19 protein-coding genes are annotated in these 22,326 nt (G+C 71.2%); 10 read left to right on the top strand and 9 right to left on the bottom strand.

The genetic code is table 11. The features are described from left to right. Positions 1–151 precede the first annotated feature (151 nt). Both AQJ54_RS28375 and AQJ54_RS28380 read left to right on the top strand, forming a co-directional pair. Positions 152–1,813 carry a glycosyl hydrolase family 28-related protein gene (locus AQJ54_RS28375; protein WP_062241974.1) on the top strand — a complete coding sequence of 554 codons (1,662 nt, stop codon included), beginning with the start codon at positions 152–154 and terminating at the stop codon, positions 1,811–1,813. Next, complete coding sequence (locus AQJ54_RS28380; protein WP_062241976.1) at positions 1,810–3,069, top strand: alginate lyase family protein; 1,260 nt, start codon at positions 1,810–1,812, stop codon at positions 3,067–3,069. The genes AQJ54_RS28375 and AQJ54_RS28380 overlap by 4 nt, the downstream gene beginning before the upstream one ends. Before the next feature lie 70 nt (positions 3,070–3,139). Here the strand turns inward: AQJ54_RS28380 and AQJ54_RS28385 are convergent, their stop codons facing one another. Then, the gene (locus tag AQJ54_RS28385; RefSeq protein ID WP_062241978.1) at positions 3,140–4,348 is read right to left on the bottom strand and encodes a glycoside hydrolase family 88 protein; all 1,209 of its coding nucleotides are present in this window, start codon (positions 4,346–4,348) and stop codon (positions 3,140–3,142) included. 106 nt (positions 4,349–4,454) lie between these two features. Then, complete coding sequence (locus AQJ54_RS28390) at positions 4,455–5,267, bottom strand: SAM-dependent methyltransferase (RefSeq protein WP_079070061.1); 813 nt, start codon at positions 5,265–5,267, stop codon at positions 4,455–4,457. 164 nt (positions 5,268–5,431) lie between these two features. Between AQJ54_RS28390 and AQJ54_RS28395 the strand changes: the two genes are divergently transcribed. Beyond that, on the top strand, positions 5,432–6,739 hold the full coding sequence (locus tag AQJ54_RS28395) for a PP2C family protein-serine/threonine phosphatase (RefSeq protein ID WP_062241979.1): 1,308 nt from the start codon (positions 5,432–5,434) through the stop codon (positions 6,737–6,739). 119 nt (positions 6,740–6,858) lie between these two features. On the opposite strand, the gene AQJ54_RS28400 is transcribed toward AQJ54_RS28395, so the two are convergent. Beyond that, positions 6,859–7,257, bottom strand: a complete 399-nt coding sequence (locus AQJ54_RS28400; protein WP_062030710.1) for an ATP-binding protein — start codon at positions 7,255–7,257, stop codon at positions 6,859–6,861. Positions 7,258–7,564: 307 nt separating this feature from the next. On the opposite strand from AQJ54_RS28400, the gene AQJ54_RS28405 reads away from it, so the two are divergent. The 4 genes from AQJ54_RS28405 (at position 7,565) to AQJ54_RS28420 (ending at position 10,368) form a co-directional block, all read left to right on the top strand. After that, positions 7,565–8,440 (top strand): helix-turn-helix domain-containing protein, encoded by an 876-nt coding sequence (locus AQJ54_RS28405; RefSeq protein WP_062241981.1) that lies wholly within the window; start codon positions 7,565–7,567, stop codon positions 8,438–8,440. Then, a complete protein-coding gene (locus AQJ54_RS28410) occupies positions 8,437–8,688 on the top strand; it encodes a DUF397 domain-containing protein (RefSeq protein WP_062030707.1) in 252 nt (83 codons plus the stop codon). The genes AQJ54_RS28405 and AQJ54_RS28410 overlap by 4 nt, the downstream gene beginning before the upstream one ends. An 84-nt stretch (positions 8,689–8,772) precedes the next feature. Then, entirely contained in the window at positions 8,773–9,591 is an 819-nt protein-coding gene (locus tag AQJ54_RS28415) for an SAM-dependent methyltransferase (protein ID WP_062241983.1), read from the top strand. A gap of 36 nt (positions 9,592–9,627) precedes the next feature. Beyond that, the gene (locus tag AQJ54_RS28420) at positions 9,628–10,368 is read left to right on the top strand and encodes an SDR family NAD(P)-dependent oxidoreductase (RefSeq protein WP_062241985.1); all 741 of its coding nucleotides are present in this window, start codon (positions 9,628–9,630) and stop codon (positions 10,366–10,368) included. Positions 10,369–10,397: 29 nt separating this feature from the next. Here the strand turns inward: AQJ54_RS28420 and AQJ54_RS28425 are convergent, their stop codons facing one another. The 6 genes from AQJ54_RS28425 to AQJ54_RS28450 all read right to left on the bottom strand — a co-directional run bounded on the left by AQJ54_RS28425 (position 10,398) and on the right by AQJ54_RS28450 (position 18,890). Further along, a complete protein-coding gene (locus AQJ54_RS28425) occupies positions 10,398–11,588 on the bottom strand; it encodes an FAD-dependent monooxygenase (RefSeq protein WP_062241987.1) in 1,191 nt (396 codons plus the stop codon). Next, complete coding sequence (locus AQJ54_RS28430; RefSeq protein WP_062241989.1) at positions 11,585–12,982, bottom strand: MFS transporter; 1,398 nt, start codon at positions 12,980–12,982, stop codon at positions 11,585–11,587. Before AQJ54_RS28430 ends, AQJ54_RS28425 begins: the two co-directional genes overlap by 4 nt. Before the next feature lie 154 nt (positions 12,983–13,136). After that, positions 13,137–13,817: a response regulator transcription factor gene (locus AQJ54_RS28435; RefSeq protein ID WP_062241991.1), complete on the bottom strand. Its 681-nt coding sequence runs from the start codon at positions 13,815–13,817 to the stop codon at positions 13,137–13,139. Then, on the bottom strand, positions 13,814–15,109 hold the full coding sequence (locus AQJ54_RS28440; RefSeq protein WP_062241993.1) for a sensor histidine kinase: 1,296 nt from the start codon (positions 15,107–15,109) through the stop codon (positions 13,814–13,816). The genes AQJ54_RS28435 and AQJ54_RS28440 overlap by 4 nt, the downstream gene beginning before the upstream one ends. 7 nt (positions 15,110–15,116) lie before the next feature. Then, a complete protein-coding gene (locus AQJ54_RS28445; RefSeq protein ID WP_062241995.1) occupies positions 15,117–17,351 on the bottom strand; it encodes an MMPL family transporter in 2,235 nt (744 codons plus the stop codon). 294 nt (positions 17,352–17,645) lie between these two features. Further along, positions 17,646–18,890, bottom strand: coding sequence for an ROK family transcriptional regulator (locus tag AQJ54_RS28450; RefSeq protein ID WP_062241997.1), 1,245 nt, complete (start codon positions 18,888–18,890; stop codon positions 17,646–17,648). 224 nt (positions 18,891–19,114) lie between these two features. Between AQJ54_RS28450 and AQJ54_RS28455 the strand changes: the two genes are divergently transcribed. Genes AQJ54_RS28455 through AQJ54_RS28465 form a run of 3 tightly spaced genes read left to right on the top strand, consistent with a single transcriptional unit; the run spans position 19,115 to position 22,313 of the window. Next, a complete protein-coding gene (locus AQJ54_RS28455) occupies positions 19,115–20,494 on the top strand; it encodes an extracellular solute-binding protein (RefSeq protein WP_062241999.1) in 1,380 nt (459 codons plus the stop codon). Then, the gene (locus AQJ54_RS28460; protein ID WP_062242001.1) at positions 20,491–21,420 is read left to right on the top strand and encodes a carbohydrate ABC transporter permease; all 930 of its coding nucleotides are present in this window, start codon (positions 20,491–20,493) and stop codon (positions 21,418–21,420) included. Before AQJ54_RS28455 ends, AQJ54_RS28460 begins: the two co-directional genes overlap by 4 nt. Then, on the top strand, positions 21,420–22,313 hold the full coding sequence (locus tag AQJ54_RS28465) for a carbohydrate ABC transporter permease (protein ID WP_107121160.1): 894 nt from the start codon (positions 21,420–21,422) through the stop codon (positions 22,311–22,313). Before AQJ54_RS28460 ends, AQJ54_RS28465 begins: the two co-directional genes overlap by 1 nt. Positions 22,314–22,326: the final 13 nt, after the last annotated feature.

Consider the following 22,326-nt stretch of genomic DNA (forward strand, 5'->3'; position numbering starts at 1 on the left):
CGGAGCTCCTCTTTTTCATGGGTTCAGTGACCTGACCCATCAACCTCTGCGCACCCTCTTTCGCCCAGCACAGCGTCGTGGCATGCTCACCGCTCAACGCACTCATGAACATCGTTCACATGCATGAATACGCACGGGAAGGACGACCCGCATGGACGAGTTCAATGTCATGGGCATGACCAGACGATCACTGCTGGGCAGCGCCGCCGCCGTGGCCCTGACCGCCGGAACCGCGTCCGCGGCCCAAGCGACGCCACTGTGGCGCGAGTACCGCCGCACCCCCTTCACCCACCCACAGGTCCCCTACGTCGGACGTGCCGGCTGCCACACCGGGGCGGAACGCTTCCCCCGACGGAGAGTCGTCGCCGACATCCTCGACTTCGGCGCCGTCGCGGACGGTTCCACCGACTCCGCTCCCGCGATCAACCGTGCCATCGCCGCCGCCGGGAGGGCGGGCGGCGGCACGGTCACCATCCCGCCGGGCACCTTCCGTATCGACGACGTCATCCGCGTGGACCGCTCGAACGTGACCCTGAAGGGCGCCGGCAGCAGCCGTACGACGTTGTACGCGACGAAGAACCTCACCGAGCTCATCGGCACCTACGGCTCGCGCTACGGCGGGGACAAGTCGTCCTGGTCCTGGGCCGGAGGCCTGATCTGGCTGGCCCCCAGGGCCCGTTGGGAGTCCCTCGTCGCGGCGATCCGGGCCAGGGCATGGCCCTTCGAGGGCTGGACGGGCAACCGGCGCGACGAGTGGCGAACGCTCACGACCGTCGCTCCGGCCCGCCGGGGCGCCTGGAGGGTGCGGGTCGCCGACGCCTCCGCACTGCGTCCGGGCGCCCTGGTCCTTCTGCGGCTCGCGGACGACGGTGACCACACCCTCCTGGAGCACATGTGCGGCGGCGGGCCGGGACCCGAGGGCTACTTCTGGGACGACAAGACGAAGCTGACGTCGTACGTCCCCTACGAGTGGCCGGTCCGCATCGCCCGCGTGCGCGGCTGCGAGGTCACCCTCGAACGCCCTCTGCCGCTCGACGTGCGTGCGGAATGGCAGCCGCAACTGACCACGCACGTCCCCGAGTTGACGGGGGCGGGGGTCGAGGGCCTGACCCTGGAGGCGGTCGAGACCCCGCAGCAGCCGCACCTGCTGGACAAGGGACACAACGGTGTCGTCCTCCAGTGCGCGTACGACTGCTGGGTCGACGACGTGACGGTCCGTCATGCCGACAACGGCTTCGGCTTGGTGGCCGCCTCCGCGTGCACGCTGCGCCGCACGCGGGTGGCGGGCCGCGGCTCCCATCACCCCTACTTCTGCCGCGAGGGTTCGCACGACAACCTCGTCGAGGACTTCACGATCGAGGAGCGCACCAGCCCGGCGCCCCCGGGCACCCAGCTGCACGGCATCAACGTCGAGGGGCTGTCGTCGTTCAACGTCTGGTCGCGCGGGGACATGCGGATGGGTACCTTCGACAGCCATCGCGGTCTGCCCTTCGCCAATGTGCGCACCGACATCACGGTGAACAACAACGGCCGTCACGGCGGGGACGCCAGCGCGGGGCCCCTGTTCGGTGCCCGGTTCACCCACTGGAACATCCGGGTCACCAACGGCCGGGCGGGGCTGGTGAGGATCGACGGCCTGGCGCCGTACTCCGCGACCGTCGGCATCGACGAGGTCAGGGAGTTCGACCAGATCGACGTGCCCGACTTCGCGGGCGATCTGCACACGCGACTGGAGCTGTACGGGAGTCCGGGGGCGGTGCGGCCACGGAACCTGTACGAGGCCCAGCGCGGGCTCAAGGGGGTGGTCCGGTGAACGCGCGCTCCCGGTGGTTCGTGCTCCTGACGGCCCTCGCCGCGTTCACCTCGGGCCTCACGGCCCCTGTCGCGGCGCGGACCGCGGCCGCGGTCCCGGACACCACGGTCCTCGACGGCGCCCGTCTCCAGCACACCAAGAAGCACCTGGGTGATCCCCAACTGCGTGGGGCGGTCAGGGCGTTGACGTCCCGCGCCGACAAGTGGCTGGACCAGGGCCCCTGGACGGTCGTCGACAAGCCCCGGCCCGCCCCCGGCGGCGATGTCCACGACTACCTCAGCCAGGCCCCGTACTGGTGGCCGTCGCAGTCCCCGACCTCCGACAACCCGTGGGGCTGCCCCTACGTGCAGCGCGACGGCCAGCGCAATCCCGAGGTGGACACGGGGACCGACCGCCAGGACCTGGAGAAGACCTTCGACTCCGCCTACGACCTGTCCCTGGCCTGGTACTACACCGGCAGGAAGCAGTACGCCGAGAAGGCCGGGCAGGTGGTGCGCACCTGGTTCCTCGATCCGGCCACGCGGATGAACCCCCATCTGGAGCACTCCCAGTTCATCCCCTGCAAGTACGACGGCCGCGCCATCGGCATCATCGACTTCTCCCAGTCGTACACCAGCGTGCTCGACGCGATCGCCCTCCTGAACACCGGGGCGCCGGGGTGGAGCGGGAAGGACCGCAGCGGCATGGCGCGGTGGAACACCGACTTCCTCCGCTGGCTCAAGGACAGCGACTTCGGCAAGCAGGAGGGCGCCGCCGCCAACAACCACGGCACCTTCTACGACCTGCTGCTCGCCGGCCTCGCCCACGCGACCGGCGACCGCGCACTGGCCCGCCGGACGGTCCTGGACGCGCGGAGCAGACGCATCGCACCGCAGATCGCGGCGGACGGCAGCCAGCCCCAGGAGCTGACCCGCACCCGGAGCTGGCACTACTCGACCTTCGACCTGGTCGCCTACACCCGGCTCGCGGCCATCGGCCGACATGTCGGCGTCGACCTGTGGGCCTATCGGGGCCCGGAGGGGCAGAGCCTGTCCAGGGCGGTGGACTATCTGCTGCCCGCGGCGACCGGAGCCGCCCCCTGGCCGCATCCGGAGCTGGAGTTCCTCCGGTACGCGGCCACCGACGTGGTGCACGCGGCCGCCGACGCGGGTGACGCACGGGCACGAAAGACCGTTCCGCGGCTGGAGGCGCCGCCCGGCGGCGACCTGTGGGCGCTGCGCCCCGCGGCGGAACAACTGGACTCCATCGCGGGGTGAGCAGCGCCGGGTGAGAAGGGCGGGTCAGGAGCACCGGGCGAGCGATGCCGGTGCCGAGTGCCGAGTGCCGTCAGGACGTCGACAGGTCGATGGCCCGGTCGACGTCCTGCGGCCGCAGCACCCGCAGGATGCCTTCGAGCAGGTAGTAGTCGGCGTACGGCAGCGAGATCTCGATCCCGTCCTCGGCGGGCCGGTTGCGGGTGCAGCGGGCGACGACCGCCTCCGCGCGGGCCGAGTTCCTCGTCAGACACGTCTCCGCCAGCGCGGTGAGCAGCCGCAGCGCCACGTCCCGGTAGGAGCCACGCCCGGTGGCCGCGGAGAGGTCGAGCAGACCGCAGGCCAGGATCGCGCCGGCCGAGGCGTCCTTGATGTCGTACGGCTGCTGCGGCGCCCGGTAGTCCCACACCGGGACGTGGTCCGCGCCGAGCGCCCCGATCGCGAAGTCGGCGAGCCTGCGGGCGGTGGTCAGGAACTCGCGGTTCCCGGTGCGCCGGTACATGGTGGTGAAGCCGTAGACACCCCAGGCCTGGCCTCGCGACCAGCAGGAGGTGGGGCTGTAGCCCTGGACGGTGTTCGGGCCGAGCGGTGCCCCGGTGTCCGGGTCGAAGTCGTAGACGTGCGGGATCGAGCCGTCCGGGCGCGGGAAGACCCGCTGCGCGGTCCTGGCGTGCTCCATGGCGATCTCCAGGTATCTGCTGTCGCCGGTCTCCCGGCTCGCGAAGGCCAGGAGGTCGAGGTTCATCATCGTGTCGATGATGACCCGGCCCGCGTTGTTGGGGTCGGTGAGCGCGCCCCAGGCCCGGATGAATCGGCCCCGCGGGTTGTAGCGCCGGGTGAGGGAGTCGGCCGCCTGCACGGCCCCGGCCCGCCAGGTCTCGTCGCCGGTCAGCCGCCAGGCGGTGACCCAGGACGGGTAGAAGAGGAAGCCCAGGTCATGGGTGCCGGTGTCGTACCGACGAGGAGCCAGCTTCGCCGCGGAGGCCAGGGCCCAGGTGCGGAAGTCGTCGTCCTTGCTGTGCAGCCACGCCATCCACAGGGTGCCGGGCCAGAAGCCGCCGACCCAGTCGCCGTTCTGCGAGTAGGTCCACTTCTCGAACTTGGTGCCGACGGGGAAGGCGGTCACGGTCGGCGCGACCGCGCGGAGCTTGTCGACGGCGTAGTCGGCGGCCTCGCGCAGAGCGCGCAGGCTCGGTGCGGCGGCCACGGCCGGCGTCGGGGACGCTCCGGCCACCGCGACGCCGGTCGCGGTGGCCAGAACGGTGCGGCGGGGAACAGACATGCTCACGCCTCCAACTCCATGGGGGGTCCTGGGAGTTGATCGAGCGTGGCACAGCAGGGCCTGGGCTGTACACCCACGTGAGCGATGTTCAAGTATGCGAATAGACTCAGCCGTGCTTGCGACCCACCCCCGCGTACACCCAGAACTCCGACGGGTTCTCCGGTACGTCCTCCGCGGCGTCCGGGCGCCACAGGGGGACGTGGACCAGGCCCGGTTCCGTCAGGTCGAAGCCGGTGAAGAGGGCCTGGATCTCCTCACGGGAGCGGACCGTGACCGGCGAGGTGGCGCGGGAGCGGTACAGCTGGGTGACCGCGGCCGCCGTGTCCGGGCGGTCCTGGTCGGTCGCGTGGGACAGGGCCAGCCAGCTGCCCTCCGGCAGGGCGTCGCGGAAGGCGGCGACGATACCGGCCGGGTCCTCCTCCGGCGTGACGAAGTGCAGGATCGCCACCATGAGGACGGCGACCGGCTGATCGAAGTCGATCAGCTTGCGCACCTGCGGCGAGGACAGGACGTCGGCGGGGCGCCGGATGTCGGCGTCGACGATGTCGGCGTGCGGGTTGTCGGCGAGCAGGGTGGTGCTGTGGGCGACGGCCACAGGGTCCTTGTCGACGTAGACCACCCGGGCCCCCGGGCTCGCCGCCTGGGCCACCTCGTGGACATTGCCCTGCGTCGGGATGCCGGAGCCCAGGTCGATGAACTGCCGCACCCCCGTTGCGGCCAGGTGGCGCACGGCACGGCCGAGGAAGGCGCGGTTGGCGCGGGCGAGCATCCGTACCTGGGGGTCGATGGCGGTGACGGCCGCCACGGCCTCGCGGTCGATGGCGAAGTTGTGCTCCCCACCCAGCATCGCGTCGTACATCCGGGCTACGCTCGCCTTGTCCGGATCGGCCCCTGGCGGCAGTGCATCCGAGTCGATCACCAGAACGTCCTTCCCCACCAAGGTACTTGACGCCTCATCATATAGTTGCCGTCGTAGGCCCGGCGATCAGCGCTCCCCCACCGGGCGCCCGGACCCCCACCCGGAAAGGCCCCACGACCCTGCGGAACGAACCGCACAGACCCTCCGACGACACCCCCGCCACCGTGCCCGCGCCCCGCCGCTCGCCCTTCTCGCCGGCGGCCGACGTCATCGGCTCGGAACTCGACCTGGGGCTGACCGGCAGCCATGTCGTGCACGCGCTGACCCCCGGTTTCTGCGACGCGGCGTCCCTGTACCTGCTGGAGCGGTGGCGCCGCGAGGAGACCACGTACGCGGGCGCGGACCCCGCCCAGATCGAGGCACGCCGGCTGGCCCTGCGGGTGGGCACGGACGCGCCCGAGTCCTGGGAGCGCACCCTGCCGGTCGGCGAGGTGCTCGTCTTCCCCCGCGCGACGCCGTACGCCCGCGCCCTGGTCGACGGACACGCCCAGCTGCTCGACTCGGTGGACGAGCACACCGCCGAGCGGCTCACCCTGTCCGCCGGCCAGGACGCGCGGATCGGCGAACTCCTCAAGACGCGCTCGTTCCTCGTGGTGCCGCTGCGGCTGCGGGGCGGGGCGATCGGCTTCGTCGCCTGCTCGCGCGGGCCGGAGCGGGGACCGTTCCTGACCGCGGAGATCGCGGCCGTGGAGTCGCTGGCCGCCCGGGCCGCGGTCGCCCTGGACAACGCGCGCCGCTACGAGCACGAGCGCCGTACCGCGCTGGCCATCCGCAACAGCCTGCTGCCGGGGAGCATCCAGGAGGTGGAGGGCTGCCGGATCGCCCACGGGTCCCTGCCCGCGGGCCAGGGATCGATCATCGGCGGTGACTGGTTCGACGTGCTGAGACGGCCCGGCGACCGGGTCAGCCTGATCGTCGGGGACGCGATGGGGCACGGCCCGGAATCGGCCGTGGCGATGATCCAGCTGCGGACCGCGGTGCGGACCCTGGCGGGGCTCGACATCCCCGCCGCCGACCTCGTACGACGGCTCGACGCGCTCGCCAGCGAGACCCCCGGCGCCTCCTTCGCGACCTGCATCTACGCCGAGTGGGACGCGCGGCACCGCACCTGCACCCTGGTGGGCGCCGGGCATCCGCCCCCGCTGCTGCGCGGCCCGGACGGCCGAACCGCCCCGGTCACCCTGGTCGGCGCGGGCCTGCCGCTCGGTCTCGGCGCGGGCAGCTACGAGCCGACCGTGTTGAGCGTCGAGGACCCGGCCCTGCTCGTGCTCTACAGCGACGGTCTGGTCGAGTCCCGGGACGCGGACATCGACCAGGAGATCGCCCGCCTCGCCGAGGCGCTCGACACGGCGGCCGCCGACCACGATCCGCTGCCCGCCCTGTGCCGACGGCTGCTGCACACCCCGTCCGACCCGGCCCGCTCGGACGACCGCACACTGCTGCTCGCCGAACTCACTCCGGCGGTCCGATAGTTCAGCGGTTCAGGCGGTCCGGTTCGGTGGTTGAGGCGGTCCGGCTCGGTGATTCAGGCGGTCTGGTTCGCTGGTCCAGGACGTCCGGCTCGGTGGTCCAGGACGTCCGGTTCGGTGGTTCAGGCCGTCAGGTTCGCCCAGACGGCGTTTCCGCCGGTGAGTCGGGAGCGGTCCACCCCCCAGGTGGCCGCGAGTTCCTCCACCAGGAACAGGCCCCTGCCGCCCTCGTCGTCGAGGGCCGCCCGGCAGCGGCGCAGCCTGCGGCGGGAGCGGTCGTGGTCGTGCACCTCCAGCCGGAGGATCCCCTCGGTGACCAGTCCGATGCCGCACAGGATGCGGGCGCTGAGGGTGTGGCACACGGCGTTGGTGGCCAGTTCCGACAGCAGCAGGACCGCGTCCGAGCGCAGCTCGCCGGGCAGGCTCCAGGACTTGAGCCGGGTGCCGACCGAGCGGCGGGCGACCCCGACGCTGGAGCGGTGCGCGGGGAGCTCGATCCAGTGAGTTCGTTCCTGGTCCACGGCGTCTAACAGCTGGGGGGACGAAGTCGTGTGGGGGGACACGGTGTTGGCCTTCCGTGGGGAGGCGGCGCGGCCTGGCGAGACGCATCGGAGAGGTCGGGATCGTTGCCAACCGGCAGGAGGGTAGGGGCGGTTGACGTCACTGTGCGCGCGTTCGGCGGCACGGTTCACACAGGCAATCATGCTCGCAACGAAGTTCAACCTGCAACCAGCTTCCTGATAATTTCAGAGAGCCGGTATCGGCCCGATCGCGTCATCAAGTCGCCGCGGGGCCCGTGCCGGTGACAGCCCCCCAGGAGGTCAGGACGTGAGCGAAGGCCGTACGGGCACGGGTGGCACCAGTGCTCCCACCGTGCTGCGCATGATCCTCGGCCGGCGTCTCCAGGAGCGGCGGCAGGACGCGGGCAGGTCGCTGGACGACGCGGCCAAGGCGCTCAGAGTGACCTCGCTCACCATCCGCCGCCTGGAGAAGGCGGAGGTCGCGCTCAAGCCGCTGTACGTGGAGAAGCTGCTCGAGACCTACGGGGCCGAGCGGCAGGAGATCGACGAGTTCGTCGTCCTCGCCGAGCGGGCCAACGAGCCCGGCTGGTGGCACACCTACCGGGACGTGCTGCCGAACTGGTTCAGCGCCTACGTCAGTCTGGAGGCCGGGGCCAGGACCCTGCGCACCTACGAGCCGCACTACGTGACGGGACTCCTCCAGACCCGTGCGTACGCGCACGGCGTGCTGCGCAGCGGCTTCCCCCACGAGCCCGACGAGGACCTGGGCAGACGGGTGGACCTGCGGCTGCGCCGCCAGAGCCTGCTGGAGAGACCCGACGCGCCCACGCTGTGGGTGGTGATGGAAGAAGCCGTACTGCACCGGGTGGTCGGCGGCCCCGAGGTCATGCGGGAGCAGATCGAACGGCTCCTGGAGGTCGCGGAGCTGGAGCACGTCAGTGTCGACGTGGTGCCGTTCACCGCCGGCGCCCATGTGGGCGCGTGCGCCCCGTTCACGTACTTCCGCTTCGAGGAACCCGAGCTGCCGGACATCGTCTACACCGAGGTCCTCTCCGGCGCGATGTACCTGGACCAGCGCGCGGACGTGGTGGCCCATCTGGAGGCGCACAGCCGCATGTCCCTGCTGACCTCGGACGCGGACAGCAGGGCACTCCTGAACCGCATGCGCAAGGAGTACTCATGACCAGCACCGACTGTCACGTCTACAACGGGATGCCGGCCGCCGAACTCGGCGAGCAGGGCTGGGAGTCCCCGTGGAGCGGCCCCAACGGCGGCCAGTGCGTGCAGACCAAGCTCCTGGCCGACGGCCGGGTGGCGCTGCGGCAGTCGACCGATCCGGCCGGGCCCGCGCTGATCTGCACCCCGCAGGAGATCGCCGCGTTCGTCGCGGGCGTCAAGCGGGGTCTCGCCGACCATCTGACGGCCGGCTGAGCCGGCTGCCCCACGACCCGAGCCGGACCTGCCCCGGCAGCGACCTGCCCGACACCCCCACGCACCCCACCTGAAAGGGACAGGATGACCCACCCCCACGCCGCGCGGGAGATCGACACCAGCCGGCCCCACTCCGCCCGGATGTACGACTACTACCTCGGCGGCAAGGACCACTTCGACGTCGACACGCAGGCGGCCGAGACCGTCGCGGCCACCTACCCCGGCATCTTCACCTGCGCCCGCGAGATCCGCGCCTTCATGCACCGGGCCACCCGGGTCCTCGCCCAGGAGTACGGGGTGCGCCAGTGGCTGGACATCGGCACCGGCATCCCGACCGAGCCGAATCTGCACCAGGTCGCACAGTCCGTGGCACCCGAGGCACGCGTCGTCTACGCCGACAACGACCCGCTGGTCCTCAAGTACGCCGAGCGCCTGATGCGCAACACGCCCGAGGGCCGCACCGCCTATGTCCAGGGGGACTTCACCGACCCCGAGGCGATCCTGGGCTCCCCCGAGGTGGCCAGGACCCTGGACCTGAACCGGCCGGTCGCCCTGTCGCTCAACGCCATCCTGCACTTCGTGCCGGACGACTGGGACCCGTACGGCACCGTCTCCCGTCTCCTGGACGCCCTGCCCTCGGGCAGCGCGCTGGCGGTGAGCCACTGCACGGGCGACTTCGCTCCGGAGCTGTGGGAGAAGCTCGTCGGCATCTACGCCGCCGCGGGCACCCGGGCCCAGGTGCGCAGCAAGGAGGAGGTGGCCCGCTTCTTCAAGGGCCTCGATCTGCTCGACCCGGGCATCTCCCTCACCCACCGCTGGCGCCAGGACGACCCGCGGGGCACGGCCCCGGAACCGACGGACGCCGAGGTCAGCGCATGGGCCGGGGTGGGCATCAAGCCGTGACGCGGTGCAATTTCGTGCCGTGACAGGATCCACCGCATGAGCAACGAAGAGCGGGAGCGGCCCGTCGCCCTGGTCACCGGGTCCACGTCCGGGATCGGGGAGGCCGTCGCACGGCGCCTCGCGGCGGACGGCACGCGGGTCGTCGTGCACTCGCGGCGCAGCGCGGCGGCCGGGCAGGCGCTGGCCGCGGAGCTCGGCGGCGCCTATCTCCAGGCGGACCTGGGGGTGGAGGAGGAGGCCCGCGGGCTGGTCGAGGCGGCCCTCGGCCGGTTCGGGCGGCTGGACGTGCTGGTGAACAACGCGGGCATCAGCTGGCCGATCCCGCACGCGGACCTCGCGGCGGCGACCCCGGCGGACTGGCGGCACCTGCTGGAGGTCAACCTCATCGCCCCCTGGGTGCTGTGCACGACGGCCCTTCCCGCCCTGCGGCGGTCCCCGGGCGGCGGCAGCATCGTCAACATCACCAGCCACGCCGGCGTACGGCCCAAGGGGTCCTCGGTGCCGTACGCGGCGAGCAAGGCCGCGCTGAACCATGTGACCCGGCTGCTCGCGGCGGCGCTCGGCCCCGACGTCCGGGTGAACGCGGTGGCCCCCGGCCTCGTGGACACACCGATGACGAAGGACTGGGCGGAGGCGCACGAACTGTGGCGCGACCGCGCCCCGATGCACCGCCCGGCCCGGCCGTCCGACGTGGCCGACCTGGTGGCGTCGGTGATCGCCAGCGGCTACCTCACCGGAGAGGTCATCATGCTGGACGGCGGCCTGAACCTGACCTGAGAACTCCTGCGCCCCGGAGCCCTGTTGAGTCATGGCATCGGGGCGAACACGGGCAGCGTCAGCGCTGAGTGGGCCGGTCGGGGCGGCGGGGAGGGCATCGTGACCAGGTCGCGCAGCATGGCGTCGCGCTGCTCCAGGGCTCGCGCGGTGGTGGGGAAGAGCCTGGCTCCGCCGTTGTCGACCAGTGCCTGATTCACGCTGACGAACGCGCGCAGATCACGTTCGTAGGCGGCGAAGGCCGCGGTGTGGTCGCGGTGCGCGGCCAGGGCGTGGGCGAGCATGTAGGCACCGACCAGCGCGAGACTCGACCCCTGTCCGGTGAGGAACGAGGGGGCGTAGGCGGCGTCGCCGACGAGCGCGACCCGGCCGCTGGACCAGTGGGGCATGCGGATCTGCCCTGCCGTGTCGCAGTACAGGTCGTCCGCGTCGCGCATGGCGCCGATGATGGCCGGTACCTTCCATCCCGCTCCCGCGAAGGCCGTGGTGAGCAGGGCCCGTCGGGCTTCGGGGTTGCGAAGGGCGGCCGACGGCGGTTCCGGTCGGTGAAAGGTCAGGAAGGCGTGCAGTCGGTCGGTGTCACCGACGGCGTAGAGGGCCGCCGCCCTCCCCGGGGTGTTCCACAGCATGAGCTCGTGGGAGAGCCCAAAGGTGTTCGGCATGGTGAACAGGCCGAAGCAGTAGCCGAGGTAGCGGTGGAACTGTTCTTCGGGGCCGAACACCGACTCCCGGGTGGGCGAGTGCAGCCCGTCGGCGCCGAACACGAGGTCGTACGTGCGCCGCAGCCCGCTGTGGAACGTGATGTCGACACCCCGTCCGGACTGATCGAGGGTGGCGATGGAGTCGTCGAACAGGAACTCCACGTCGTCGCGGACCCTCGCCTGGAGAAGCGCGGCCAGGTCTCCTCGGCGCACTTCCAGGTCCTGTCCCTGGACACTGCCGACGACGGCGTGGGAGGCGAGCGAGGCCACCGTGCCGCCCTCGGCGTCGAGGAAGGTGCACCGCGGGGAGTCGACGTGCGCGCTCCGCAGCTGCGGCAGGATTCCCATCCGCCGGACCACTTCCGTCGCGGTACCGCGGATGTCGATGGGGTAGCCAGGGGCCCGTGACGCGCCCGCCTTCTCCACCACGGTGACCTCGAACCCGGTGCGGTGCAGCCAGTACGCCAGCGCGGGTCCGGAGATGCCGGCCCCGGAGACCAGCACCTTGCGCTTCGGTGTCATGCCTGGGTTCCCTTCTTGGTGATATGGACGAAGAGCAGTGAGAGCGCGGCGACCAGGCCGGTGACGGTGAACCCGGTGACGAAGGCCGATTCGCTCGGCAGGCCCGTCACCGATGCGGCCCCGGCGTCGAGGATTGCGGCGGCGATCTGGGCGCCCAGGGCTACGCCGATCACGCGGGTCACCACGAGCAGGCTGGTGGCGATGCCGATGTCCTTGGTCCCGATGGCGTTGGCGGTGCCGGCGAGCAGGGCGGTGGTGCCGACGCCCGCGGCGAACGCGGTCAGCACCTTCGCGAGGACGAGCTGCCATTCCGCGGAGTGCAACGACGCCAGGGCGATCATCGTGGCCGCCGTGACGACGGTGCCCGCCATGACGACGGCACGCGGTCCGAAACGCCGGGCCGCGATCCCCCCGACCGCGTCGCTCAGCGCCCCGGCGACGGCGCCGGGCAGGAGAAACAGTCCTATGTCGGTGGTGCCGGCTCCGAAGCCGTATCCGTCGGCCGATACCGCGAACAGCTGCGGAAGGAGAAAGAGCACCATCCCGGAGGCGGTGGTGATGACGAAGGTGAACACGACCGAGTGCCACATACCGGGCTTCGCCAGCATGCGCAGATCGACCATCGGGGAGGCTGCCCTGCGCTCGACGACGACCCATCCGCAGGCGAGGGCGGCCACGACCACGGCGAGGGCACCGGTCGCGAGGGGCGGCAGGCCGCCGGTTCCGGTCACCGTCACGAGCCCGATCATGAACACGAGCAGGGTGCCGCTCAGCAGGAGCACTCCGGGCCAGTCGATCCCGTCGTCCGACGGGACCGGCGGATCGTGCGGCAGCAGCAGCGCCACGACCGATGTCGCGGCCACGACCGCGATCGTCGGCAGGGCGAACATCCAGTGCCAGGACAGTCCTTGCGCGATCGGCCCGGCGAACAGGATGCCCACCATGCCGCCGCCCGTGAACAGCGCGACGACCAGCCCGATCGCCGTCTGCGAGGTGCCTGCCGGGAGGTGTTTGCGCATCAGGATGAAGGAGAGCGGCAGCGCGCCCACCATGACGCCCTGAAGCACCTGGCCGAGCAGCAGCACCGGCAGGTTCGGCGCGAGAGCGGCCGACAGACCGCCGGCCGAAACCACGGCCATCAGCAGGACCAGGACCCGTTTACCGCCGTAGCGGTCGCCGAGTTTACCCGCGACGGGCGCGACCACGGCGCCCGTCACGAGTAACGAGTTGCCGATCAAGGCTCCTTCGCCAGGACTGACCCCCAACTCCCTTTGCAGCAGCGGGAGCGCAGGCTCCACCACCGACTGCAGGGCGCCGAGGGCGAGGGCCAGGATGCCGAGCGCACCCAGCGGCAGACGGCCGGTACGGGCCGGCGAGACCACAGCTGTCGCCATTTTGGACATGCGTATCCCTTTCAGGGGTGGTGGTGAGTGGGTGGTGGGAAGTCGTTGAGGGGAGTCAGCACGGGGGCATGGCTGATACGGGCGCCGCGCCGTCATGCGCGCAGGAGCACGTGCTGTTCTGGCTGCCGTGGAGGTGTGTGGAGTGCTACGGCGTGCGGTCGGGGCCGGTGTGGGCCAGCCCCGTCCGATAGGCGATCACGACGAGTTGCGCGCGGTCGCGGGCGCCCAGCTTCGTCATGGCGCGCTGCACATGGGCCCGAACGGTGAAGGGGCTGAGGAACATCCGCTCGGCGATCTCCTGGTTGGACAGACCGGTCGCGACCAGGGCCACCATCTCGCGCTCGCGTGGGGTGAGCACGGCGAGCTGCTCCGGGTCGTGCGACGGGGCGTCATCCGGTGTGGCCAGGAAACGGGCGACCAGGGAGCGGGTCGCGGCGGGTGACAGAAGTGTGTCGCCGTCGGCGATCGTCCGCACGGCGTGCAGCAGGTCCTCGGCGCCGATGCCCTTGCCGATGAAGCCGCCGGCTCCCGCGCGCAGCGCCTGGGCGACGTACTCGTCGGTCTCGTAGGTGGTGAGGATCAGGATGCGGCTGGCACGCAGTTCCGGGTCCGCGCAGATCTCCGACGTGGCGGTGAGGCCGTCCACCTCGGGCATCCGGATGTCCATGACCACCACGTCGGGGCGCAGTTGACGGGTGAGTCGCACGGCCTCCCTGCCGTCGGCGGCCTCACCGACCACGGTGATGTCGTCGGCGGACTCCAGCAGCAGCCGGAAGGCGCCTCGGAGCAGGGCCTGGTCGTCGGCGAGCAACACGCGGAGGGTCACAACGGGTCCTTGGCGGGTGGGAGGGGCAGCTCGGTGGAGACGAGGAAGCCGCCCTCGGGGCGGCTGCCCGCGGAGAGCCGGCCGCCGACGGCGAGGGCACGTTCTCGCATGCCGATCAGGCCGTAACCGGGCGGTCGGTCCCCGACAGCGGACCCGCGCGACGCCGTAGAAGCGGTGGACACCGTGGTCGTGGTGGACGCCGTAGACCCGGTGGACGCCGGAGACGTCCTGGCCGAGGTGGCGGCCGGCCGGGCACCTCCTCCGTCGTCCGCGACGGTGACCGTCACGCGGTCGCGGTTCCAGACGAGGCCCACCCGGGCGCTGCCGGTGCCGGCGTGCTTGGTCACGTTGGTCAGGGCTTCCTGGACGATGCGATAGGCGGTCAGGTCCACTCCCGGTGGCAGCGGCCTGGCCGTGCCCTCCTGGTGCAACGACACCTCCAGACCCGCGCGGCGGAAGGAATCGAGGAGCGTGGGGAGCCGGGACAGCCCGGGTGCCGGTTCGGCGGGCGCGGCCGCGTCCCCGGACTGCCGTAGCAGACCGACCGTGGCCCGCAGGTCGTCGAGCGCGACGGCGGTGGTCTCCACGAGCTCCTTGAGGCTCTTGCGGGTCTGCTCCGGGCGGCTGTCGAAGAGGTGGGCGGCGACCGTGGCCTGCGCGTTGGCCAGGGTGATCTGATGCGCCACCAGGTCGTGCAGTTCCCGCGCGATGCGCACGCGTTCCTCGCCCACTCTGCGGCGCGCCTCGCTGTCCCGGCTCTCCTCGGCCCGCCGGGCCCGCTCCTCCACGGCCGCCAGGTAGGCCCGCCGGTTCTGCGCCGAGTGCCCCAGCACACCGGCCACCACCGGGAACGCCGCCACCAGTGCCACCCTGCTCGCGTCCTGCCACGACAGGGCCCCGAGCAAGGGGGCGGAGGCGACCAGCAGTGCCGCGGAGATGAGCAGCACCGCGCTCGCCGCACGCCGTTCGGTGCGTGCGGTGAGCGCGTAGGAGTAGGCGGCGATCACCGTGGGCACCACGAGGAGCGGACTCAGCAGGAGGCCCAGGGACGGCCCCAGGACCGCCCCCACGGTCGTGGCCGCCATGACGGCCGGCGGCGCCCGGTGCCGCAACGGCAGCACGGCACACGTCACCAGGGCGAGGAGCCAGGCGGCGGCAGTGGGCGCCGAGAGCCTGCTGCCGTCGTCCTGCACCATACCGCCGAGCAGGCACAGCGCGAACGCCGTCGCCGTGATCGCTCCCTCCCGCCACCACGTGCCCCGTGGTCGCGGGCCGCCGCCACTCGTCGTCATGGCCGGCTCAGTCCCGGCCGACCGGCAGCTGTCGTACCGACGTGTCCGACTCGCGCGCGGGGCCCGGGACATGACCGCTCAGTGCCTCACCCTCGATGTCCACGTTCGGCAGCACACGGTCGAGGATACGGGGCAGCCACCAGGCCCGGCGGCCGAGCAGGGCGAGGACCGCGGGGGCGATCGCCATCCGGACCACGAAGGCGTCGAAGGCGACGGCGGCGGCGAGGCCGACGCCCATCGTCTGGATGGTCGGGTTGCTCATCCCGATGAATCCGGCGAACACGCTGGTCATGATGATCGCCGCGGCGGCCACCACGCGTCCGCTGTGCCGGAAGCCGCTGACGATCGCCTCGCCGGGGGACGCGCCGTGGACGTGGGCCTCGCGCATCCTGCTGAGCAGGAAGACCTCGTAGTCCATGGCGAGGCCGAAGACGATCCCGATGATGAGGATCGGCATGAGCGACATGACCGGTCCGGTCTGTTCGACGCCGATCAGACCGGCTGCCCAGCCCCATTGGAAGACGGCGACGAGGACACCGAAGGCGGCCCCCACGGACAGCAGGAAGCCGAGCGCGGCCTTGACCGGGACCAGGATCGAGCGGAAGACCACCGTCAGCAGGAGCACCGCCAGGCCGATGACCACGGTGAGATAGGGAACGAGGGCGTCGGACATGGCTTCGGAGATGTCGATGTTCATCGCGGTGGTGCCGGTCACCAGCACGTCGGCGCCGGTGTCGACCTCCACACCGGAGGCGGCGTCGCGGAGCGTGTGCACCAGGTCCTTGGTCTCGCCGCTGTTCGGGGCGGTCCGTGGGACGGCGGTGAGCACGGCGGTGTCCTCGGTACGGCTGAGCACCGGCTCACCGACCGACGCGATCCCGTGGACCGCCCGTACCATGCTGACGACCAGGTCCGCGGTGGCCCGGGTGTCCGCGGACCCCGACATGTCGACGACCACGGTCAGGGGGCCGTTGAAGCCGGGGCCGAACCCTTCGGACAGCAGGTCGTAGGCGCGGCGCTGGGTGGTCTCCACCGACTTGGACTCGTCGCCGGGCAGCCCGAGTTCGAGGCTCAGCGCGGGGAGGGCGACGGCACCGAGACCGAGTCCGGTGATCATGAGCACGGCCACCGGGCGGCGCAGCACGAACCGCGCCCAGCGGGTGCCGAGACCGGGCCAGCCCCCGGCGGCTGCCGGGTGGGTGCCTCCCGGGCGGGTGGCCTTGCGGACGGCGCGGGACAGCACCCGCCGGCCGAAGAATCCGAACAGGGCGGGCACCAGGGTCAGTGCGACGAGGACGGCGAGGGCCACGGCTCCCGCTCCTCCGAGACCCATCTTGGTGAGCTCGGGGATTCCGACGACTCCCAGTCCGACCAGCGCGATGAAGACGGTCGCGCCGGCGAAGACCACCGCGGATCCGGCCGTGCCCACCGCACGGCCCGCGGCCTCCTCCGGGTCGACGCCCCGGGCGCGCTCGTCACGGAACCGGGAGGTGATGAAGAGTGCGTAGTCGATGCCGACCGCGAGGCCCAGCATCAGCGTCAGGATGGCGACGGTGGACGTCAGGCCCAGCGGCGCGGCCAGCGCGGAGACCAGGCCGAAGGCGATGGCCACGCCGACGAAGGCGGTGAGCAGCGACAGTCCGGCCGCGACCAGCGATCCGAGGGCGAGGACCAGCACCACGGCCGCCACCACCACGCCGATGATCTCCGTCGTGCCGCCCATCGCCTCTTCCGCGTCCAGGGCCGAGCCGCCGATCTCCACGGTCAGTCCGGCGTCCCGGGCCTGGCCCGCGGCGCTCTCGAGCGCGGTCCTCGTCTGCGCGGTCAGGTCGACGGCGTCCGCGGTGTAGGTGACCGTGGAGTAGGCGATGGTGCCGTCCTCGCTGACGGCACCGCTCTCATAGGGGTCGGTGGTCGACGCGACCTGCGGGCCCCCGTCCAGCGAGCCGAGCGCGTCCTCGACGGCCGCCTTGTTCTGCCGGGCCGTCACCCGCTGCCCGTCCGGGGCCTGGAACACCAGACGGGCTTCCGCGCCCTGGGAGTTGCTCTGCGGGAAGCGCTGGTCGAGCAGGTCGAACGCCTTCTGCGACTCGGTGCCGGGCATGGAGAGGTCCTCGTCCTCCGCGGCCGGTGCCAGGGCTGCGGCCGCGATCGCCAGCAGCAGGGCTCCCAGCCACAGTCCGCCCACGAGCCGGCGCCGCCGGAAGGCCCACCGTCCGATCCGGTAAAGAAAAGCAGCCACCTGTTGATCACTCCAGACACCGGTAGGAACGGGAACATGCGGGATTCGCACGCCCCCAACCCTTCCTCCCGGCATCCGCCCGGACATCGTCCTGCGCCGCCGTCTTCCCCTGGTGCACCGGGACCGTTCGGCAAGGGGCCCTGGTGCCGACGCACTACAGCCACGCGTTGCAGCCGTGGGGCGGGGCGGGGTGGCGTCGGTGTGCGTCGCTGTCTGGCCCTACGAACCCCAGGGGCCCGGAGTCCTGACCGGCTTGCAGTCCCCTTCCGACTCGATGAGCACCGGCCTCACACTTCAGCCCGTCACATCCGTCAGCATCCGCCACCCCGGCGCGTAGTTTCCGTGCAGTACCAGTGACGCCGCCCCGACCGCGCCCACCGTCTCGCCGATCACGCTCTGTTCGACGGTGACCGGCCGGATCGTACGGGCGACGGAGGTGCGGTTGACGGCGGACTCGACCTCCTCGCGGATGATCGGTTCGATGCCGCGCAGTGCCTCGCCGCCGAGGACGACCCGGCTGACGTCGAGGAGGCTGGCGGCGCCGCGCGCGGCTTCTCCGATGCGGCGCGCGGCCCGTCGTACGACATCGCAGGCGTCGGCGTCGGCCGCGCGGGCCGCTCGGCGCAGGGCCTTCCAGTCGTCGTGCACGGCGTCGGGCGTGCCGGTGAGGCCGATCCGGTCGGCGGCCGCGCGGCCGTGCAGGCGGAGCAGGTCGTCGATGATCGCGGCCGGGCTGGCGTACGGGCCGAGACAGTCCAGGGCGCCGCAGTGGCAGACCCGGTCGCCGGGTTCCACCGCCATGTGCCCGAACTCGCCCGCGTTGCCCGAATCGCCGTGCAGGACGGTGTTGTTGAGGACGATCCCGGCGCCGACCCCCGTGCCGAGGTAGAGGAAGAGGAAGCTGCCCGCCCGGTCGGCGCCGCCGATCCAGCGTTCGCCGATGGCGGCGGCGGTGGCGTCGTTGTCGAGGGCGACGGGCAGACCGGTGGCCTCGGCGAACATGTCGGCGAGGGGCACGCGGCCCCAGCCGGGGAAGTTCGGCGGTGAGACCACCGCGCCGGTGGTGCCGTCGAGGGGGCCGGGCGCGGCGATGCCGAGGCCGAGGAGGCGGGCGCGGTCCACGGCGCTGCGGTCGAGGAGGCGTCCGGTGGTGCGGGCGACGCGGTCCACGACGTCGGCCGGGTCGCCGGGGTCGGTGAGTCTCAGGCGGCGGCTGCCGATGACCTGGCCGGCCAGGTCGACCACCACGATGACGGCGGCGTCGGGATCGAGGTGGACGCCGACCGCGCAGGCGCCCTCGGCGCGCAGGGTCAGCAGGGTGCGCCGCTTGCCGCCGCTGGAGGGGGCCTGCCCCGACTCGGCGACCAGGCCGGCGTCGAGGAGCTTGCGGACGACGTTGGAGACGGTCTGGTTGGTCAGGCCGGTGAGCGCGGCCAGCTCGACCCGGCTCACCTGGCCGGTGGTGCGGATGGCGTCCAGGACCACGGCCTGGTTGTAGCCGCCGACCCGCGGCAGATTGGTCCCGCTGAGCATCGTCATCTGATCCCCTCACCTCCGCCGCCCGGCGGCGCCCCAGGGCGAAAGTTTACATACTCGAAGCATTGACTTCATCCATCAAATGGATTTAGCTGACGCCCACAAAATCCGGCCTTCCAGGCCAGTCAGCGCAAGGTGGCGCCGAGCGTGGGGCGCCGTCGGCCTGGCCTTACGGCCCCAGAAAACTCGCGGCTTTCCCTCAGGTTTCGCGTCCCGGAGGAACCACTGTGCGCTCGAGAATCGTCACCACCGCGGTCTTCACCGCCGCCACCGCCCTGGCCGTCGCCGGCTGCGGTTCGGGCTCGTCAGGCAGCTCGGCCAAGTCCATCAAGGTCGTCTACTGGCAGAACCTGGACAGCACCAACAAGCTCCAGGCCACCTTCCTCGCCTCGATGGTGAAGGAGTTCACCCAGGCCAACCCGGGCACCAAGGTGACCCTCGTCCCGGTGGTCGCCTCCGAGAACGACTACTACACCAAGCTCCAGCTGATGATGCGCTCCCCCGCGACCGCGCCCGACCTGGTCTACGAGGACACCGCGCTGATCAACTCCGACATCGCGGGCGGCTACCTCAAGCCGCTGGACGCCTACACCGCGAAGTGGGCCGACTGGTCGCAGTACGCCAAGGCGGCCAAGGGCGCGGTGACCGGCGCCTCCGACGGCAAGGTCTACGCCGTGCCGGACGACACCGACACCCGCGGGATCTGGTACAACAAGCAGCTCCTCCAGAAGGCCGGGATCCCGGTCCCCTGGCAGCCCAAGACCTGGGCCGACGTCATCGCCGCCGCCAAGAAGATCAAGGCGAAGCTGCCCGGCGTCACCCCGCTGAACCTCTACACCGGTCAGGCGGGCGGCGAGGCGTCCTCCATGCAGGGCTTCGAGATGCTGCTGTACGGCACCCCGGCCGCCGACAAGTCGCTCTACGACGCCTCGCAGAAGAAGTGGGTGGTGGGCGGCCAGGGCTTCAAGGACTCGCTGGACTTCGTGCACACCGTGTACAGCGAGGGTCTCGGCCCGTCGAAGGAGCAGGCGCTGGGCGCCAACTTCGGCACCGCCGTGGGCACCGAACTCATCCCCGAGGGCAAGCTGGCGATCGACATAGACGGCTCCTGGATGCCCAACAACTGGAGTGACGCGGCGGCCAAGCCGTGGAAGCAGTGGCAGTCGGTGATGGGCACCGCGGCGATGCCCACGCAGAACGGTCAGGCGCCGGGCCGCACCAGCATGTCGGGCGGCTGGGCCTGGTCGATCCCGGCGAAGGCCAAGAACCCCGACCTGGCCTGGAAGTTCCTGTCGACCACGCTCCAGACGAAGACCAACGCGGCGAAGTGGAACGTGACCAACGCGAACATCGCGGTGCGCACGGACGTGGCCTCCGACCCGGCGTACCTGAACTCGGTGCCGACCAACAAGTTCTTCACCGAGCTGGTCGCCGACACCCACTACCGGCCCGGGCTGCCCGAGTACAACCAGGTGTCGACCGCGATCCAGAAGGCCATGGAGTCGGTGACCACCGGTCAGGCCTCCGTGGACAAGGCCGCCTCGACGTTCGATAACGATGTCAAGGCAGCCGTGGGCGACGACAAGACCGTGGAGGGCACTTCGTGACCGCCCTCGCCCCGGCGCCTCACGGGACCGGCGCAGGCCGCCGGTCCCGCGGGGCGCCCACCCCCGTCGTCCGCTCCCTGCTGCGGGGTCTGCCGACGGTCCCGGCCGTGGTCCTGCTGGCGGTGTTCCTGGCCGGCCCGATCGCGTACTGCGTGTACTACGCGTTCACCGACATGCAGCTCACCGGGGCCTCCGGCACCCACTTCGCAGGCCTCGACAACTTCACCCGGGCGCTGAAGGACACCGACTTCCTCAACGCGATGTGGCTCACGCTGGTGTTCGTGGTCGGCTCCGCGGTGGTCGGCCAGAACACCCTCGGGCTCGCGCTCGCGGTCCTGATGCAGAAGGCGACCAAGCCGGTCAGGGCGGTGGTGAACGGGGTGGTCATCGCCGCGTGGGTGCTGCCCGAGGTGGTCGCCGGCTATCTGATGTACGCCTTCTTCTACAACGAGGGCTCGCTCAACTCGCTGCTGGACGCGCTCCATCTGCCGGACCAGAACTGGCTGTACACGATGCCGATCCTCGCGGTGTGCCTGGCCAACGTGTGGCGCGGCACCGCGTTCTCCCTGATGGTCTTCACCGCGGCCATCAGCGACGTGCCCCAGGAGCTGGTGGAGGCCGCCGAGATGGACGGGGCGGGTCCCTGGCAGCGGCTGTGGCGGGTCGTCCTGCCCGTGATCAGGCCGTCGATCCTGACGAACCTGATGCTGATCACGCTCCAGACGCTGTCCGTCTTCGGGCTGATCTACACGATGACCCGCGGCGGCCCGGGCAACAAGAGCGAGACGCTGCCGATCTTCATGTACCAACAGGCCTTCCAGAACAGCCTGATCGGCTACGGCACCGCCATCGCGCTCGTCCTGCTGGTGGTCGGCGCGCTGTTCTCCGTCGTGTACATCCGGCTGCTGAAACTGGAGGAGGACTGATGGCCGCCGTAGCCACTCCCCCCGCGAGGACGGTGGACAAGGCCCCGGTGGCGCCGAGTCGCCCACGCGGGCGCCGGGTGCGCCCCGGGCGCCTCTCCGTCAACCTGGTCCTGCTCGCCGTGTCCGTGCTGTACGTCCTGCCGCTGCTGTGGATGCTGCTGGCCTCGGTGAGCGACACCAACTCCTTCCGGCTGAAGTGGCCTTCGGCGCTCACGCTCGACAACTTCGACGCGGTGCTCAACGTCGACACCACCTACCGGCCGATGCTCAACAGCCTGCTGCTGTGCGGTTTCGGCACAGCGGTGACCGTGGTGGCGTCCGTCCTGTGCGCCTATCCACTTTCCCGCTACCGGTCGCGGGTGCGGCGGCCGTTCCTCTACACGATCCTGTTCTCCACGGGGCTGCCGATCACGGCCGTGATGATCCCCGTCTACAGCATGTTCGTGCAGCTGAACCTGATCGACTCGATGCCGGGGACGACCCTGTTCCTGGCCGCGTCCGCGCTGCCGTTCGGGATCTGGCTGATGAAGAACTTCATGGACGGTGTCCCGATCGTCCTGGAGGAGGCCGCCCGTATCGACGGCGCGAACACCATGCAGGTGCTGTGGCGGGTGGTCCTGCCGCTGATGCGGCCCGGCGTCATGGTGGTCACCATCTTCACGTTCATCGGCATGTGGGGGAACTTCTTCGTCCCCTTCATCCTGCTGCTGTCGCCGGAGAAACTCCCCGCCTCGGTCAGCGTGTTCACCTTCCTCAGCGCCCACGACCAGACGCAGTACGGGCAGTTGTCGGCGTTCTCCCTCCTCTACTCGATGCCCGTCGTCCTGCTCTATCTGCTGCTGGCCCGCAAGCTCGGCGGCGGCTTCGCGCTCGGCGGCGCGCTCAAGGGCTGACTCCCCCCACCTG

It is taken from the genome of Streptomyces griseorubiginosus, from assembly GCF_001514195.1.
GTDB lineage: Bacteria > Actinomycetota > Actinomycetes > Streptomycetales > Streptomycetaceae > Streptomyces > Streptomyces griseorubiginosus.

Coding starts and splice junctions, on each gene's coding strand:
- AQJ54_RS28375 (WP_062241974.1), top strand. CDS start 152: ATGGACGAGTTCAATGTCATGGGCATGACCAGACGATCACTGCTGGGC.
- AQJ54_RS28385 (WP_062241978.1), bottom strand. CDS start 4,348: ATGTCTGTTCCCCGCCGCACCGTTCTGGCCACCGCGACCGGCGTCGCG.
- AQJ54_RS28410 (WP_062030707.1), top strand. CDS start 8,437: ATGACCAGCACCGACTGTCACGTCTACAACGGGATGCCGGCCGCCGAA.
- AQJ54_RS28415 (WP_062241983.1), top strand. CDS start 8,773: ATGACCCACCCCCACGCCGCGCGGGAGATCGACACCAGCCGGCCCCAC.
- AQJ54_RS28420 (WP_062241985.1), top strand. CDS start 9,628: ATGAGCAACGAAGAGCGGGAGCGGCCCGTCGCCCTGGTCACCGGGTCC.
- AQJ54_RS28425 (WP_062241987.1), bottom strand. CDS start 11,588: ATGACACCGAAGCGCAAGGTGCTGGTCTCCGGGGCCGGCATCTCCGGA.
- AQJ54_RS28430 (WP_062241989.1), bottom strand. CDS start 12,982: ATGGCGACAGCTGTGGTCTCGCCGGCCCGTACCGGCCGTCTGCCGCTG.
- AQJ54_RS28440 (WP_062241993.1), bottom strand. CDS start 15,109: ATGACGACGAGTGGCGGCGGCCCGCGACCACGGGGCACGTGGTGGCGG.
- AQJ54_RS28450 (WP_062241997.1), bottom strand. CDS start 18,890: ATGACGATGCTCAGCGGGACCAATCTGCCGCGGGTCGGCGGCTACAAC.
- AQJ54_RS28465 (WP_107121160.1), top strand. CDS start 21,420: ATGGCCGCCGTAGCCACTCCCCCCGCGAGGACGGTGGACAAGGCCCCG.